The sequence below is a fragment of the Hymenobacter sp. genome, from assembly GCF_036388155.1.
Classification (GTDB): Bacteria; Bacteroidota; Bacteroidia; order Cytophagales; family Hymenobacteraceae; genus Hymenobacter.
The window spans coordinates 1-15,640 of sequence record NZ_DASVSI010000092.1 but is presented as its reverse complement, the minus strand read 5'-3'; the positions used below and the strand labels follow the sequence as shown (position 1 = coordinate 15,640).

General features: G+C 60.7%; 12 protein-coding genes. 4 read left to right on the top strand and 8 right to left on the bottom strand.

Annotated features, from left to right (window positions below):
- Positions 1–154 precede the first annotated feature (154 nt).
- Positions 155–2,506: a polyphosphate kinase 1 gene (ppk1, locus tag VF629_RS12735; RefSeq protein WP_331058869.1), complete on the top strand. Its 2,352-nt coding sequence runs from the start codon at positions 155–157 to the stop codon at positions 2,504–2,506.
- Positions 2,507–2,689: 183 nt separating this feature from the next.
- Here the strand turns inward: ppk1 and VF629_RS12730 are convergent, their stop codons facing one another.
- The 6 genes from VF629_RS12730 to VF629_RS12705 all read right to left on the bottom strand — a co-directional run bounded on the left by VF629_RS12730 (position 2,690) and on the right by VF629_RS12705 (position 10,906).
- The gene (locus tag VF629_RS12730; RefSeq protein WP_331058868.1) at positions 2,690–3,679 is read right to left on the bottom strand and encodes a phosphatase; all 990 of its coding nucleotides are present in this window, start codon (positions 3,677–3,679) and stop codon (positions 2,690–2,692) included.
- Between the two features lie 90 nt (positions 3,680–3,769).
- The gene (locus tag VF629_RS12725) at positions 3,770–4,162 is read right to left on the bottom strand and encodes a GxxExxY protein (protein ID WP_331058867.1); all 393 of its coding nucleotides are present in this window, start codon (positions 4,160–4,162) and stop codon (positions 3,770–3,772) included.
- A gap of 310 nt (positions 4,163–4,472) precedes the next feature.
- The gene (locus tag VF629_RS12720; protein ID WP_331058866.1) at positions 4,473–8,186 is read right to left on the bottom strand and encodes a hypothetical protein; all 3,714 of its coding nucleotides are present in this window, start codon (positions 8,184–8,186) and stop codon (positions 4,473–4,475) included.
- 230 nt (positions 8,187–8,416) lie between these two features.
- Positions 8,417–8,974, bottom strand: a complete 558-nt coding sequence (locus VF629_RS12715) for a metal-dependent hydrolase (protein ID WP_331058865.1) — start codon at positions 8,972–8,974, stop codon at positions 8,417–8,419.
- A gap of 100 nt (positions 8,975–9,074) precedes the next feature.
- The gene (locus VF629_RS12710) at positions 9,075–9,773 is read right to left on the bottom strand and encodes an NAD-dependent deacylase (RefSeq protein ID WP_331058864.1); all 699 of its coding nucleotides are present in this window, start codon (positions 9,771–9,773) and stop codon (positions 9,075–9,077) included.
- A 107-nt stretch (positions 9,774–9,880) separates the two neighbouring features.
- Positions 9,881–10,906 (bottom strand): SDR family oxidoreductase, encoded by a 1,026-nt coding sequence (locus VF629_RS12705; protein WP_331058863.1) that lies wholly within the window; start codon positions 10,904–10,906, stop codon positions 9,881–9,883.
- A gap of 334 nt (positions 10,907–11,240) precedes the next feature.
- Between VF629_RS12705 and VF629_RS12700 the strand changes: the two genes are divergently transcribed.
- On the top strand, positions 11,241–11,624 hold the full coding sequence (locus VF629_RS12700) for an SPW repeat domain-containing protein (protein ID WP_331058862.1): 384 nt from the start codon (positions 11,241–11,243) through the stop codon (positions 11,622–11,624).
- A gap of 251 nt (positions 11,625–11,875) precedes the next feature.
- On the opposite strand, the gene VF629_RS12695 is transcribed toward VF629_RS12700, so the two are convergent.
- A complete protein-coding gene (locus tag VF629_RS12695) occupies positions 11,876–12,322 on the bottom strand; it encodes a pyridoxamine 5'-phosphate oxidase family protein (protein ID WP_331058861.1) in 447 nt (148 codons plus the stop codon).
- A gap of 120 nt (positions 12,323–12,442) precedes the next feature.
- Here VF629_RS12695 and VF629_RS12690 point away from each other — a divergent pair, with 120 nt between their 5' ends.
- Both VF629_RS12690 and VF629_RS12685 read left to right on the top strand, forming a co-directional pair.
- On the top strand, positions 12,443–13,345 hold the full coding sequence (locus tag VF629_RS12690) for a helix-turn-helix transcriptional regulator (protein WP_331058860.1): 903 nt from the start codon (positions 12,443–12,445) through the stop codon (positions 13,343–13,345).
- Positions 13,346–13,428: 83 nt separating this feature from the next.
- On the top strand, positions 13,429–14,286 hold the full coding sequence (locus tag VF629_RS12685) for an SDR family NAD(P)-dependent oxidoreductase (protein WP_331058859.1): 858 nt from the start codon (positions 13,429–13,431) through the stop codon (positions 14,284–14,286).
- Between the two features lie 360 nt (positions 14,287–14,646).
- On the opposite strand, the gene VF629_RS12680 is transcribed toward VF629_RS12685, so the two are convergent.
- Positions 14,647–15,357: a pirin family protein gene (locus VF629_RS12680; RefSeq protein WP_331058858.1), complete on the bottom strand. Its 711-nt coding sequence runs from the start codon at positions 15,355–15,357 to the stop codon at positions 14,647–14,649.
- Positions 15,358–15,640 lie beyond the last annotated feature (283 nt).

Sequence of the window (15,640 nt, the reverse complement as noted above, 5' to 3'; positions counted from 1 at the left end):
CCCGTCAAATTGTGTCGTTTTCGGCACGGTTGCGATTATTATTCCGCGGCCAATCCGACCCGGTGCCGGCTGTGTTGTTATTTTGCCAACTAACGATGGCGCGGAACCCCCAAAAATCCGTTTAATCTGTTGAAATCCGTTTAATCTGTGGTCCATGAAATTATTCAAGTCTGCTGACCTTATCCGCAAAAGCAAGTACATCAGCCGGGACCTGAGCTGGCTGCGCTTTAACTACCGGGTGCTCGACCAAGCGCAGGACTCCAACCGCGGCTTGTTTGATAAGCTCAAGTTTCTGGCCATTACCAGCTCGAACCTGGACGAATTTTTCATGATTCGCGTGGGCTCGCTCTACAACTACCTGGACTACGGCAAGGAGCGGATTGACTACTCCGGCCTGCGGGAGCTGCCGTTTCGGCGCAAGCTGCTGGACTTTGCGCACCGCTTCGTTAACGACCAAAGCCTGACCTACCTCAACGAGCTGCGCCCTAACTTCGAGAAAAACGGCTTCAACATCCTCAAGATGGCCGACCTCACGGAGCTGGAAGTGAAGAAGGCCGACGGCTACTTCAAAAACACCGTGTTTCCGCTGCTCACGCCGATGGTGTACGACTCGTACCACGGCTTCCCGCTGATGATGAACCAGATGCTCATCTTCGGCGTGGTAACGCGCATTGGCACCGGCATTGCGGTGGGCTTGGATGGAGAAGCTGAGAAAGGGCAGGAGCGCCTCACCTTCGTGCAGATTCCGCAGAACCTGACGCGCTTCTTCGAGTTGACGCGCAAGGACAAGGTCATCTTCGTGCCCATTGAGGAAGTGGTGCGCGAGTTTCTGCCGCGGCTGTTTCGCAACGTCGAGATTGTGTCAGCCAATTTGTTCCGCATTACTCGCAACGGGGACTTCACGCTGGAAGAGTCGGACGACATCGACAACGACTTTATCAAGGAAATTCAGGTAGGGTTGAAAACCCGAAAGCGGGGTCGCGTGGTTCGGGTGGAGGTGGAGCCCAATGCGTCGAATTCGTTGATGCAGGTGCTGCGCGAGCGGTGGAACATTGACAACGGCAATGTCTTTGTCATTAACTCCCTCATCGACTTAAAAGGCTTGTGGCAGATTGTGCGGCACCCCAACTTCCGGGGCAAGGCCGCCAAAATGCCTTCGTCGGTGCAGCCGCTTAGCTTGCCGGAAGGCGCCGAGGACAACCTGTTTGAGTACCTCAAGCACCACGACGTGCTGTTGCACCATCCCTACAACAGCATCGAACCCATGGTCCGGTTGCTGGAACAGGCCGCGGTCGACCCGCACGTGCTGGGCATCAAGCAGACCATTTACCGGCTGGCCGACGACTCCCGCGTAAGCGCCGCACTATTGAAAGCGGCTGAAAACGGCAAGCACGTTTCGGTGCTTTTTGAAGTAAAGGCCCGCTTTGACGAAGAGAAGAACATTCGCGAAGGCGCCCGGCTGGAGAAGGCGGGCTGCTTCGTGATTTATGGCGTGAGCAAGTACAAGACGCACACCAAGCTCCTCATGATTATCCGCAAGGAAGGGGAGAAGGTGACGCGCTACGTGCACATTGGCTCGGGCAACTACAACGAGCAAACCTCGCGCCTGTACACCGACGTGAGCCTGCTCACGACCAACGACGTGTATGGGCACGACGTGTCGGAGTTCTTCAACGTAATCACCGGCCACTCGCAGCCCGACGACTACGAGTACCTCATCACGGCGCCGAAGGACATGCGCCAGCAGCTCATTCACCTCATTCGCGAGGAAGTGAAGCACGCCAAGAAGGGCCAGCCCAGTGGCATCGTGATGAAGATGAATTCGCTCGAGGACAAGGAAATCATCGACGAGTTTTACAAAGCTGCCAAGGCCGGCGTACCGATTCGCTTCATCGTGCGCGGCATCTGCTGCTTACGGCCGGGGCGGCCCGGACTGAGCGAGAACATCGAAGTGCGCAGCATTGTGGGCGAGTACTTAGAGCACACCCGCCTGTTCTATTTCCACCACGGCGGCGAGGCTCGGGTGTACGCTGGCTCGGCCGACATCATGGTGCGTTCCTTCGACCGCCGCATCGAAGCGCTGTTTTTGATAGTTAATCCACAGCTTAAACGCGAGGCCATCAATATTCTAATGTTGAATATGATGGACAATCAGAATAGCTACGTCATGCGGGAAGACGGCGCCTACATCAGGCAGCACCCGGCTCCGGGCGAACCGGTGGTAAGCGTGCACCGCGACTTCTTCCGCCGCGACGAAGCCCTGCTTGCTACTGCTACTCCCGAGGGCCTGTTGGCCTTGCTCGACGTGCAGGCCCAGCGCCGCTTAGACGTAGCCGCAGCGGCCAGCGCCGCCGAAGCTGACGCCGCGCAAGCTGCCGTGATAGCCGCCGAGGTCGCCGACGAGTCGTTCGGGGAAGGCGAGGCTAGCGAGGCCTGTGAGGATGATACGACACCGGTTGGGCATGCGGACGAAGAGGGTGTCAGTGCGACGCCAGTCACGGCCTGAGGCGGCGCTGTGTCGCGGCGAGCCCAGCACGGTAATCCGTTCTTTTGCGGCGACCAGCCCACTAGCCTGATACACTCGTAACGAAAAGCCCCGGCACTGCGCAGTGCCGGGGCTTTTCATATTTCAGGATTTGTGATGTTGCCTAGATGGCTTGCCGCACTGCGCTCGCGGTGACAAAAGCTGCTACTCTAATTCAGCGGGTTGGTTCTGCATGTCGGGAATGGGCAATACAGCGGGGTGCGTGCCTTCGGGGTTGAGCTCGTCGAAATAGTCTTCGAAAAGGGCTTGGAGCATGCCATCCTTCAAGCCAATATCGGGTACAACCATGCTGTTGACGTTGGCCCACTGCATAGCGGAGAGGTAGATGTGCCCGGCTGGCACGATGACGTCAGCGCGGTCGGGGTTGAGCATGGCCACGTTGACGCGCTCGTTCATGCTCAGGCCGGCCAAGCGGTTGAGGGTGGTTTCGAGGCGGCGGCGGGTTACGGCTTTGTCGGGCGCGGCGGCGGTGAGGCTGTAGAGCTTGTTGATGTTGCCGCCGGTGCCGATGGCGCGGGTCACGTGGTATTGCCGCGCGTTTTGGCGCACCCAGGCTTCCATGCGCTCCCACAACTCCGACTGGGCGTCGGTGTTGGCGGCGCCGCTTTCTTCCTGTTGCATGCGGCGAATGGAGCCGACTTCGAAGGACTGCGCGGCCACTTTGCGCCGGTCGTGGTAGATGTTGAACTCGGTGCTGCCGCCGCCTACGTCGATGTGCAGGTAGTGCTTGTTGTCTTCCAGCACGTGCTCGATGACGCGGTTGATGTAGAAGGCTTCGTCTTGCCCGTCAATCACCTTGATTTTCATGCCCAATTGCTCACGCACGCGGGCCACAATGTCGGGTCCGTTGGCGGCGGAGCGCATGGCCGAGGTGGCGCACACTAGGTAGTGGGCTACGCCGTGCACTTCCATCAGCAGCTTGAGCGAGTGCAGAAACTTCACGAACTGCTCTTCTTTGGCCGGCGAGATGTGGCCGGTGGCAAACACGTCTTCGCCCAGCCGCATGGGAAAGCGCACGTACTCCACGCGCTTGAGGCGGTACCGGCCTTCGTAGTAGAGCACCGCCGAAATCTGGCATCGAACTGCGTTGGACCCAATATCAATGGCGGCAAGCTTACGGAGGGGAAAATTCATACCGCAGATGGTAAAGATTGTTGGATTAAGTAAGATGTGGACGGCGCGGTGTTGGGGGCGTTGGGGCTGCGCTTGCGTGCAAACCACGGGTCAGAGGCGGACGGATTTGGTGCTGACCAGACGGCGAAACTCCAAGCTGGCAGAACCGAAATTGATGAGCAGGCCGGTGCCGATGCCAAACGCTTCTAAGTAGTTGATTCCTTGCGCCAAATGCACTTTTTCTAATTGCGCGACAGCTTTTAGCTCGACCAAAATTAGTTCTTGTACGAAGAAATCGACGCGGCGCAAGCCTATTTGCTGGCCATCGTAGAAGATGGGCATCTCCACTTCTCGGGCAAATAACAGGCTGCGTTTGCCTAATTCAATGGCCAGCGCGCGCTGGTAAATGACTTCTTGGAAACCGTTACCCAGCACGTTGTGCACCTGCATGGCCGCGCCGATGATTTTACCGGTTAGCTCCTTATGCTGGTAAAACTCTTCCATGACCGCAGATGGTAAAGATTGTTGGATGAATGTAAGATGCGAGCGCAGGCGCTACGAATACGGGCCCTGCCACAAAGTAGCGCCGCAACTCTTGCTTTGTCTTAACTCTACGCCCACTGCCTGCGATGCGGAAGCACAAAATCCGCTTCGCACAACCATATCCCCTACTTCAACCAAAAACCCGCATTGCGCAGACCTGCATCTGGTTTCAAATATCGTGTCACCCAAATCCTTCTCAGGCTTCACCCCAAAATCATTATCAAACCAACATGCATCTTACTTCATCCAACAATCTTTACCATCTGCGGTCTTATTTGTCGATTCGGAAGCCCAAGCCAAATTGAATGAGATTGTTTTCCTCGGACTTTTGATAAGAAACGGCAAAAGCCAAGGTTTCCACCACGGGCGCGATGTAGAAGCCGCCGCCGTAACCGGAGTGCCAGCCGCCCGGCGAGCTGCCCTGATAGTACACCCGGCCCTGGTCGTAGAAGCCAAACACGCCATAGTAGAACGGTAGGAACCCATTCTTCACTTGGCCCAAAGACACGCGTAGTTCGGAGTTGAAGTACAGGCTGGCGTCGCCGCTGAAGCGGTTGCGGTAGAAGCCGCGCAGGCCCTCGCGCAAGCCCAGGGAGGTGAATTTGAAGAAGGGAATGTCGGCGTCGGGGCCATAGTTTTTGGCGCCGCCCCCTTTGACAACCAGCGTGACGGGAATGCCAAGCCGAGCGGTGCCGTAGTATTCGGCGAAGCCTTGGGTGAGGCCAAACGTGCTTTCGGAGCCGGAGAGCTGGCGGTAGGTGTCGTGCTGGGCCCGCAGGCGCACGCCACGCCGGGCGAAAGATTGGCGGTCGCGCAAGTCGAGGTCGAACACGGCGTTGACGCCCAGCAACCGCTGGGTGCTGGAGTTCGGCCGCACCACTTCAGGCGGCAGCGGGCTGTTTTCGAGCAGGCCGAGGTAGCTGTTGGCGGCAAAGTCGGTGACGTAGTACTCAAACGTGGGGCCTACCCGAATGACGCTGCGCTGGAAGAAGACCCGCTCCAAGAAAGCGTTGACGGTCACACCGCGGTAGCGGGCGCGGTAGAAGCGGTTGTCGTACAAGTCCTGGTTCAGGTCGGTATTGTTGCCGAGCCCGAAGAAGTTGTAGAAGGGGAAGTAATTGCCGTAGCTCACGGCGCCGCCCGCGTCAATTTTGCCGATGGCGTAGCGGTGGCGGGTGCTGGCCGTGAGCTGGCGCTGGCCGCCGGTGCTCACCTCCCCCAGAAAAGAGTACTGGTTTTTGAAGCCGGGCTTGCGGAACCCCTGGCGCAGGTACGTGACTCCTGCGCTGGCCGTGAAACCGTCGTTGCGGTTGTAGCCCAGCCCCACGGTGGGCCGGTAGGAGTTGTACTCAAATTGCTCTCGGTCGTAGGCATTCACGCCCGACCGGGTGCTGGTGTGGTTGTCCGTTTCCGAGCCCAGCTTCATGTCCGTGTCGGGCACGTCGTACACTTTGGTCAGGGTGCGCAGGCCGGCCGCACGCGAGTCGTCGGCAATGCGGTCCTTGCCGTCGCCGCCAATCACGCGGACCAATACGCTGCGCTTGCCGCCGTCGTCGGTCACCGTAAAAATGTCTCGGCCATCCAGGCCATAGAGGCAGACTTCGTCGGTTTCCTGGGGCTTAAAAGTGCGGTCGAAAAGAGCCGGACCGTCGGGTGCTTCGCCCTCTTTGGCGCGGTCAAACATCTGCACGCGGAGCTGGCCATCGGGCATACGATTCACCAAAAACACCTCGCCTTTGTTGCTGCCAACTACGTCAACTCGCTTGGCTAGCAGCAGGTAATATTCGTCAAGAGCTTTGGGCAATTCCTGAATTCTCGCCTTTAACTTTCGGTTTAGGTCGTTGCCAGATAAGCCTTGAATTTCAGCTGGCAGCTTGCCCGTTGCCTCATCGATGGCTGCGGGCGTGAGCTTGGCTTGGAGGTACTGGCCAGCCTCGCGCCACTGCTCGCGGCTGAGGCCTTGTAGCAGGAAACGGTCGAGGTGACGGGCGGGCCAGTTCAGGCTCTTTAAGTCGTCGAACTCTTCACTGAAATCCTCGATGCTGGGCACGGCCCACTCGCGGTTGGCCACGTAGGTGAGCAGGCCATTCCAGAGGGTGAAGCTCTGGTCGCGGTCGCGGGGGATGGGGCGGTAGAGCGTGCCGCCGTCGGGCTGTTTGTAGCCGGCCCACTTCCAGTTGTCCTCGTGTTTGCCGAAGTCGGCCACCAGCATATCGAAGGCGCGGGCCCGGGCCAAAGCGGGGGCGTCGACGCGGTTGTCGTGGTCGCGAAAGAGCTTGCGGAACAACCCAAAGCTGCGCGTTACCTCGTCGGAACCGCCGAAGCCGGGGAGATTGGGCTTGGGGTCTTTCGGGCTGTCCTCGAGGGTGCCCAGCAGGCCGGCGTACTGCTCGCGGTAGGGTCCGAGCTGCTGGTTGTCGGGCAGCCGGAACAGGCGCGGCCGGGCGTGCAGAATGTCGGTTTGGTCGAGCAGGGAACCCGTAACCAGGGCCGAGTACGGATGGGCCGTGGCGGTAATGTCCCGCAGCACGTCGGCGGCCACGGAATTGCGCAGCTCCGGCGGCAGAATGCGGGTCACGTCCTTGTCAACCGACCGAAATACGTACTCCGAACTATCCGCCGCAATCAGCTTGAGGGACGTTGTCTGCCGCCCACCGCCTTTGCCGTAGGGGCGGAGGCCGCCCTTCTCGCTCGCCAAATCCAGCGTGGGCACTGCCACGGGCTGCAGCCAAGACGAACGATAAATGTCGCCAATGAAGAAGCGTTTGCTTGCTGTGCCCTTGTACTCCGGGCCCGGCACCACGGTGGTGGAAGCCTGGAACGGCGCATCGGGCTTGGCCTCGGCAGCGGTTTTGGCCACGCCGGGGCAGTCGGTGATGAAGGGGTTTTGCGGCGCTTGCTGGCCACTCGCCACGGCGCAGGCCGAGCGGAACAGGGTGGCCGCGTAGGCATTCTTCACGGCTTGGTCGCCGGCGCCGAAGGTGTAAATATGCGTCTTCACGGTGCCGTCGGCGAAGTACTCCAGGGCGGTGTAGCCTTCCTCGCTCTTGCTGTACAGCGACTCGCCTTTGGCGCCCACGTGCTGGCTTTCGGCAAAGCTGCCGCTCACGACGTGGTAGTTGCCTTGGAAGGGCGTGAGCTGCAGGCTGAAGTCGTGGGCGGCGGCGTAAATCACGCCGGGGTTGCTCTGTAGGGTGTTCAGCAGCTCCTTGCGCAGGTCCTGGTAGCCGGGGTAGGCGAGGTCGCGCGGGGTGCCCACATTTTGGCGGTAGGCGGCGTAGATGGTGCCGAAAACCGGCGGGCTCAAGTGGCGCGACAGGGGCTCGTGGCCGCCGTACACGCCGTTGGTCACCACCGGGTGATGGCCCAGAAGCAGCACGTTTTTGCCTTTGGTGTCATCAATCAGGTCCTGCATCTGCTCCCGGAATTCTTCCTTGGTGAGCGTTTTGCAGTCGGTGTCGGGTGCTTCGGGCCGGTCGAAGGGGTGCGTGAACCACGGGGTGTTGATGGCCACCAACCGCACGAGCGGGGCCACGTCCACCACCTCTGGGCCGGGGCAGCCATTGGTGGGAACGAAGGCGTTTTGGCCGGGCAGCTGCTTCTCAATGTACTTCTCAAGGCGGCGCACGGCTTTGAGGCCGTCGGCACCCGAGTTGGCCCAGTCCTTATCTCCAGGCAAAAAGTAGATTTTGCCTTGTGGTAAGCCCTTCACCAACCCAATCAGGGCATCGGCGCGGGTACGGGCGGTTTGCACCAAGGCCGTGTCGCCCTTTCCCGCCAGGCCTGTGTTGCTCACGATATCACCCAAATGCACCACCGTAAACGGACCGGTTTGCTGCTCCAAAGCCTTGCGTAGCTGCTGTAACCGTCCCGCATTAAGCTGGGTTTGGGCGGTGTTGCCCAGCAGAAAAACGGTGTGGGCGGGGAGGGAAGTAGAATTTTGGGCCAGCACTGGGCGGGCCGCCAAGCCTGAGGAGGCCAGCATAATAAATAATACTATTCGCATAGAAGCAGGTTGGGTTTCGTCTTACGCAAATGTTATCGCAAAGTATGCGCAACACTAGGCGCGGGTAGTTCAAGATTTACCGTTTTTCAAGTTGGCGTACCAAGCAGCTTTTGGCATGTACACCACCGGCTAGGAGACGGGTCCAACGGCTGGACTGTGTGGCAGCCTGAAAACCGCTGTCAGCCTAAGGCCGCCGATGCTTGAGTCTATCAATTATGGGCCCGCGAAGTCAACAATGTGCGCCGAATCAAACCCAGAAACAACCATAGCATTGCGCACGGTAAGGCTATCCAGCGGCCTTCGCTGGCTAATACGCGCAGGCCGCTTTGTCCAAAAAAAGCCCTCACGCTAAGCGGCGATACTCGAATTGGCCGGAACCCGAAAAAGTAACGCTCCAAGTCCCAAGGACTAAAAAAGGCCACGCCTAGCCCGCCGGTGGTTAGGGCGTCGAGCACGCCATGCGAGGCCGTGGACAGGAAGAGCAACAAGGCCAGGCGGCCGGCGGAAACCCGCCGAGCCAGCGGCACCAGCTGCCCCACGCCGGCCCCCGAGGCCGCCACCACGGCCGCAGCCAGCAGCGAGTGCGTCAGCCCGCGGTGGCCCCACAGGCTGTCGTAAGGCACGCCGAGGCGGTAACCCAGCGAGTCCACATCGGGGAGGGCCGCGCAGCAGGCCGCCGCCACCCAGTAGGGCCAGTACTGGCGCTCCGGAAGCAGGAGTTTTCCCAGGGTGGCGCCCAAAACGGCGTGACCAAATGCTGATGCCATTTTTAATAATGAGGAATGAAGACGCTGCGCTTAATGAAGAATGAAGAATGAGGAATGAGGAATAGCCATTGTAGGGCTCAGCCGTGACAATGACCATTCCTCATTCTTCATTCTTCATTAAGCGCAGCACCTTGGGCACGCCCGTGCTGGCGGGCTCAACCACGTACTGCACCCCGCGCCGACTGGCTTCGGGCCGGTGCGGGTCGATGACGTACACCGGGCAATTGGTGGGGGCGTAGTGCAGCAGGCCCGCGGCCGGGTACACTTGCAGCGAAGTGCCCACCACCAGCAGGGCGTCGGCGGTGCTCACCAGTTCGGCGGCTTCTTCGATGGCCGGCACCAGTTCGCCAAACCACACGATGTGGGGGCGCAGCTGGTGGCCGTCGGGGGCGAGGTCGCCGAGTTTTATGTCGCCGGGGCAGTCGTAGACGGTGGTTTCGCTGGCCACGGAGCGCATCTTGTTGAGCATGCCGTGCAAGTGCAGCACGAGGCGGGAGCCGGCCCGTTCGTGTAGGTCGTCCACGTTTTGGGTGATGATGCTCACGCGCCAGCCCGGCACTTCCTCGAAGCCGGCCAGGGCCAGGTGCGCGGCATTGGGCGCCACGGTGCGGGCCTGGGCGCGGCGCTGGTTGTAGAATTCGAGCACCAATTCGGGGTTGCGGGCAAAGCCTTCCGGCGAAGCCACGTCTTCCACGCGGTGCTCTTCCCAAAGGCCGTTGGTGTCGCGAAAGGTGCGGATGCCGGATTCAGCCGAAACGCCAGCGCCCGTGAGCACGACGAGGTGTTTGGTGGGAGTCATGAACAAAGTATGGTGAACCCAGGCGCCGCAACCAGCAACGCCCAGAGCAAAAACAGCCGGCGCACGGCGGGCAGCTGTAACGGCTTGCGGGGTAGAATGACTAGCCGCTACAGTTGCCCGCCGTTGCTAAAATAGCTATACGCTGCTTGTTTGTCTCGTTTTCTCCACGCCAAAAAGCCCGCCACGGCCCCGGCCAGCAGCGCGGCACCGCTCAGCCATTTGGGAGCTTGCGTGGGGTGCTGCGAATCGAGCCAGCCCCCCGATACCTCGGTGCCATGCGGAGCCGGGGCGGGCGAAAACAAGCTGTTCTCACTCACCGGGGCCGGGTCGGCTTGGGCCAAATACCGCTCAAACAGCCGCTGGCCCGCCCAGCCCGTGAGGCGCGGCGCCAGCGCATACGACAGTTGCAGCACCGGCCCGGTCCAGCCCACCATGGTGGACGCCTGGGGCTTTTGCGTGAGGGCTACGATGGTGTCAGCCACTTGTTGGGCGGGGAAAACCGGCGGGGCCGGCTTGATGACGCGACCCGTGTAGTTGGCGCCGTGCTGAAAGCCGGGCGTGTCGATGTAGGCCGGATGCACGTCGCAGACGTGGATGTTAGGCTCGCCACTCAGTTCGGCGCGCAGGGTGTCCATCAAGCCGCGCAGGCCGTATTTGCTGGCGCTATACGAGGCCGTGCAGGGCTCCGGCAGCCACGCGCCCAGCGACACGGTGTTGATGAGCAGGCCCCGGCCTTGCCGCCGGAAGTAGGGGCGCACGGCGTAAGCGCCGTACAGATAGCCAAACAGGTTGATGCGCAGTACTTGCTCGTGGGCCGGCAGCGGCACGGCATCAAATGCGCCAATGGCGCCGCTGCCGGCGTTGTTGACCCACACGTCTATCTTCCCGCCGAACGCCTGGGCGGCTTCCGCCAGGCGCTGCACCGCTTGCGCATCGGTCACGTCGGTGGGGACGGCCGTTGCCTCGGCGCCGAGGTGCTGGCATTCGGCCACAACCTCGGCCAGCACTTCAGCGCGCCGGGCGGCCAGCACGAGCCGGGCCCCCCGCCGGGCAAACGTGAGGGCCGTGGCCCGACCAATGCCGCTGGAAGCGCCGGTAATAACTACCGTGGCGCCGTTGAAGGAGAATTGCATGCTGCGCGGGGAATGTGGTGGTAAGCTCGCTCTATAACGACCGGTATCAGGCCGGGTTATGGCTGAGGTTAGTAAGGCGCCGGGAAAAGGGTTGCCAGGGCAACTTAAGTACTTATTGCGAATGGTGACTGGATTTTTTAAGGCGCAGAAAATCACCAAAAGCGGCCGGCGGCATCGGCGCAAAGCTCAATCTCAAAAGAATTAGGGCGCGCTTTACTTGCTGAAATCGCCTTCAGTCCGCATGCAACCGGGAAGCTCGACTATATCCTTTGGGCGCGGGCCGCCGTTAGTTTTTGACCACATCATCTTCCTTTCCCTTTCCAACCTACTCCTCATGAGCAAGCCCATTTCCCGCCAAGTTCACGGCGTCCTCGACTATTCGGCCGCGCCGTTGGTAGCCGCCGCTCCCGCCCTCGTCGGCTTCACCGAAGACAAAAACCCCACGCTGCTCGGCTACGTGCTCGGCGGGGGCATCCTGGCCCTCACGGCTTGCACCCGCGCCGAATGGGGCCTGGTGAAGTCCGTGCCCTTCAAAACCCACCTCACCCTCGACCTGGTGACGGCCCTCACCAGCCTGAGCGCCCCCTGGCTGTTTGGCTTCTCTAAAAACAAGAAAGCGCGCAATACCTTCCTGGCCATCGGAGCCACGCTGCTCACCACTGGCCTGCTCTCAGAGCCAGAGGAAATGCCGAAATACCGCGAGCTAGGCAGCAAGTAACCGCCCCGGCCGAAACCCGTAAAACAGCAGCCCCGGCGGGGCGCCATTCGTTGGATGAGTGGCGCCCCGCCGGGGCTTTGATATGGCATGAGACCTAGTAAGTCTAAACGAGGTTCAGACGAGGCCCTCATCTTCTTAGCGTCCGCGCCGTTGGCCTAGTTGCTCCCCTTGGCCGTCGTTCGGGCATCAGTCGTTCAGTGACAAAGCGCAACGTGTCGAGTTTCCACACGGTTTTGCTGGTTTGCACTAGCTCAAACCGATTTTTCGCCCTTGCCGCTGGCGCTCACGTGGAGTTCGCCTTCGTCCGCGTCCTGCCAGTATTTGATGCGCTGGGCCTCTACTCGCACCAACACAATACCCGGCGTATCCAGTCCGTCTTTGAACCAGCGTTTTAGTTCGGGCAGCCAATGCTTTTGCATGGTGGCCTTTTGCCGAATCAACCGGGCCGAGCCCACGATGGACACGTACAGCCGCTGCGGCGCCTCGAAGCTGAGGCTCACGTGCGGGTTTTCGCTGATGTCGCGCACCGTGCGCGAGCCTTCGAAGGTGAAATAGTAGGAATTGCCGTCGTATTCCACGTCGCCGTTGTTGCTCATGGGGCGGCGGCTGAGCTGGCCCCGGCTGGTGTGCGTGGTGAGCATGGCGATGTCGAGCTTCGCCATTTTGGCCGCGATGTCTTTCAGCGTTTTACTGGCCATGGGGTTGGGCGGGAAGGATGAGCTTGGGGTACGTAGGGTGGAGTAAGGCAGTTTTGGGCGGAAGCATGGCGGGCTTGACTCTCGCTGCCACGAGTGGTTTGATTGGCGTAACTTCGTCGTATGCCCGAACATCATTCCCTCGAAGACTTCTACCGCGTGAAGGCCAATTGGCTGCCCGAAAACCTGCGCCAGGACATTGGGCATTTCAACGTGTTTCGGCTGGAAGACTACGTGGGGCCCGGCGTGCAGACCCTGCCCTACAGCCGCAAGGATTTCTACAAAATCAACTTCGTGGTGGGCCAGAGCACCTACCACTACGCCAGCAAAAGCGTGGTGATAGAGGACAACGCCCTGCTGTTTGCCAACCCGCTGGTGCCCTACGAATGGGAGCCGTGCAACGAGCAGCAGCGCGGGTTCTTTTGCATCTTCACCGAGCATTTTTTGCAGCAGCACACCAGCCTGAAGGCCTCTGATTACTCGGTTTTCCGGCCCGACGGGCAGCCCATCTATTTCCTGAGCGAGGCCCAGCAAGCCGACGTGCAGCAGCTGTTCCAGAAGATGATGCGGGAGCTGGATTCCGACTACGCCTTCAAATACGACCTTTTGCGGGGCTACGTGCTGGAGCTTATCCACAGCGCCCAGAAGCTGCAGCCGGCCACTACGCTCTACCGCGAGAGCAACGCCGCCACCCGCATCGCCTCGCTCTTCACCGAACTCCTGGCCCGGCAGTTTCCCATCGAGGTGCAGGGGCAGCGGGTGAAGCTGCGCACCGCCCAGGCTTTCGCCGCCCAGCTCGCGGTGCACACCAACCACCTCAACCGCGCCCTGAAGGAGGTGACCGGCAAAACCACGACCCAGCTCCTGGCCGAGTGGCTGGTACAGGAAGCCCACGCCCTGCTCAAGCACACCGATTGGCCGGTGGGCGTCATCGGCTACAGCCTGGGATTTGACGAAGCGGCGCATTTCAACAACTTTTTCAAGAAGCACACCGGTCGCACGCCCTCGGCAGTGCGGGCTATTTGATTTTCGTAAGCATCGGTTTGATTGGGGCAACTGGGCCGGTTGGGGACGCGTCTACTTTTGTGCCGTACCAAAAGCACATTTTTATGACGACCGCAAGTAAGAAAATCTGGTTTGTGACGGGGGCCTCCAAAGGCCTGGGCTTGTTGCTGGTGCAGCAGCTGTTGGCGCAGGGCTACGCCGTGGCCGCCACCTCGCGCAACGCCGACGAGCTGCGCCGAGCCGTGGGCGCCGGCACCCCCGAAACCTTCCTGCCCCTGCACATGAGCCTGACCGATGAGGCCAGCGTGGAACAAGCCATTCAAGCCGCCGTGGCCGCTTTCGGGCGCATCGATGTGGTGGTGAACAACGCCGGTTACGGCCTGATTGGCAGCCTGGAAGAGCTGACGGACGCCGAGACCCGGCAGAATTTCGACGTCAACGTGTTTGGGCTGCTGAACGTGTTGCGGCAGGCCACGCCGCAGCTCCGGGCCCAGCAAGCGGGGCTGGTGTTCAACATTTCGTCCATCGCGGGCTACTCCGGAGCCTTTGCGGGCTTCGGGGTGTACTGCGCCACCAAGTTTGCCGTGACGGGGCTCACCGAATCGTACGCGGCCGAAGTGGCCCGTTTTGGCATCAAAGCCACGGTGGTGCTGCCGGGTTATTTCCGCACCGAGTTTCTAACGGCCGGCGCCGTTGGCACGCCGCAGCACCCCATTGCCGCTTACCAGGAAGTGCGCGACACCCAGGCCGCGCACCAGGAGCAAATCAACGGCCAGCAGCCCGGCGACCCCGCCAAGGCCGTGGCCCTGCTCATCGCCGTGAGCGAAGCCGAGCAGCCCCCGCTGCATCTGTTCCTGGGGCCTGATTCCTACCATCTGGCTAAGCAGCAAATGGCCACCGTACAGCAGGACTTGCAGCAGTGGGAAGCCCAGGCCACGGCCACGGACTTTAGCGTGGCATAGATGAGTGACTTGCGGCGCCTAGTGGCCAAGGCGGTGCTTGTCAGTGCCGTGCCGCCCCTAATGCCGCAAGCCATCGACGACCTGCAAGGCTGATATGTTGGCCTTATATTCACGCGCAAGGCGTTGGCTGTCGTTCAACAAACCAATAAAAGCTGCCCCATAGCCGGGGCAGCTTTTATTATTTCATAGAATATGGCGCGGGGGCGTACCCGGGAGGGCTGCGCCCCGTGTCGGGGATTCACAGGCCTCTGGCCTGCGGCCAGTGTGCGAAGCTTCAACGACTGGGCTGACTGTGCGGGCCAGAGGCCCTCGAATAGGTAGCACAGGGCGAAGCCCTGCGCCATTAATGAGTTATAAAACCTAGTGGTTAATCGGGCACTCAATTAGCAGGAACCGCGTATCGGCCGCGACTTCGATGATGACGCTGTCGGTTTCCCAGATGCCGAGGCTGTCGCGGGTACCGACTTCCTGGCCGGCCACCGTCACGGAGCCGCTGATGACGAACAGGAACAGCAGCTTGTTCAGTGGCCGGAAGGCGTAGTCCACTGTTTGCGGCTCGGTGTAGTAGCCGAGGGAAAGTTTGGCGTTCTGGTTAATCCAGCAGTGAGCCTGGCCTTCCTCGTTGCTCACGATGGTGGTGAGCTGGTTCACCCGCTGGGCTTCCGGGAACTGACGGCGCTGGTAGCGCGGGCCGATGTTCTGCAGCTTGGGCTCAATCCAGATTTGCAGGAAATTTACGTCGGTGTCGCCCACGTTGTGCTCCTCGTGGCGCAGGCCACTGCCGGCGCTCATGATTTGCACCCAGTCCTGGTGCACCACTTCGGTGTAGCCGAGCGTGTCCTTGTGGTTCATGCTGCCAGCCAGCATCACCGAGATGATTTCCATGTTGGCGTGCCCGTGGATGCCGAAGCCGCCCCCGGGCTGCACCACGTCGTCGTTGAACACGCGGAGCAGGCCGAAGCCGCTGCGTTCCGGGTCGGGGTAGGGGCCGAAGCTGAGCGAGAGGTGGCTTTTCAGCCAACCGATGTCTTTGAGGCCGCGCTCGGCGGCCCGGGTCAGGCGGGTTTTCATGCGGAGGTATTTACGGGTAATTCGTTTTGGAAAGTAAATTCAGCCACCGGCTTGCGGGCGCGGGCGGCTCGCTCGCGGCTCAGGAATGGCTCTTCCAACCGCTCAGCCTCGCCCAAATAGCCTGGGCCAGCACGGCGGCGGGCTCTAGCCCCTCTGATTGCTGATTCCTACAGCGGTTTCGGGGTCGCTGTACTGTAGCGCGGACTTTCAGTCCGCGAGTAGCAGGCGTTAGGACTCGCGGACAGAAATTCCGCGCTACTGTACAGCGACCCCGAAACCGCGG

Excerpts from the sequence above, each read along its gene's own strand:
- VF629_RS12710 (WP_331058864.1), bottom strand. The coding sequence starts at position 9,773 with ATGACTCCCACCAAACACCTCGTCGTGCTCACGGGCGCTGGCGTTTCG.
- VF629_RS12685 (WP_331058859.1), top strand. The coding sequence starts at position 13,429 with ATGACGACCGCAAGTAAGAAAATCTGGTTTGTGACGGGGGCCTCCAAA.
- VF629_RS12730 (WP_331058868.1), bottom strand. The coding sequence starts at position 3,679 with ATGAATTTTCCCCTCCGTAAGCTTGCCGCCATTGATATTGGGTCCAAC.
- VF629_RS12715 (WP_331058865.1), bottom strand. The coding sequence starts at position 8,974 with ATGGCATCAGCATTTGGTCACGCCGTTTTGGGCGCCACCCTGGGAAAA.
- VF629_RS12695 (WP_331058861.1), bottom strand. The coding sequence starts at position 12,322 with ATGGCCAGTAAAACGCTGAAAGACATCGCGGCCAAAATGGCGAAGCTC.
- ppk1 (WP_331058869.1), top strand. The coding sequence starts at position 155 with ATGAAATTATTCAAGTCTGCTGACCTTATCCGCAAAAGCAAGTACATC.
- VF629_RS12680 (WP_331058858.1), bottom strand. The coding sequence starts at position 15,357 with ATGAAAACCCGCCTGACCCGGGCCGCCGAGCGCGGCCTCAAAGACATC.
- VF629_RS12720 (WP_331058866.1), bottom strand. The coding sequence starts at position 8,186 with ATGCTGGCCTCCTCAGGCTTGGCGGCCCGCCCAGTGCTGGCCCAAAAT.
- VF629_RS12725 (WP_331058867.1), bottom strand. The coding sequence starts at position 4,162 with ATGGAAGAGTTTTACCAGCATAAGGAGCTAACCGGTAAAATCATCGGC.
- VF629_RS12690 (WP_331058860.1), top strand. The coding sequence starts at position 12,443 with ATGCCCGAACATCATTCCCTCGAAGACTTCTACCGCGTGAAGGCCAAT.
- VF629_RS12705 (WP_331058863.1), bottom strand. The coding sequence starts at position 10,906 with ATGCAATTCTCCTTCAACGGCGCCACGGTAGTTATTACCGGCGCTTCC.
- VF629_RS12700 (WP_331058862.1), top strand. The coding sequence starts at position 11,241 with ATGAGCAAGCCCATTTCCCGCCAAGTTCACGGCGTCCTCGACTATTCG.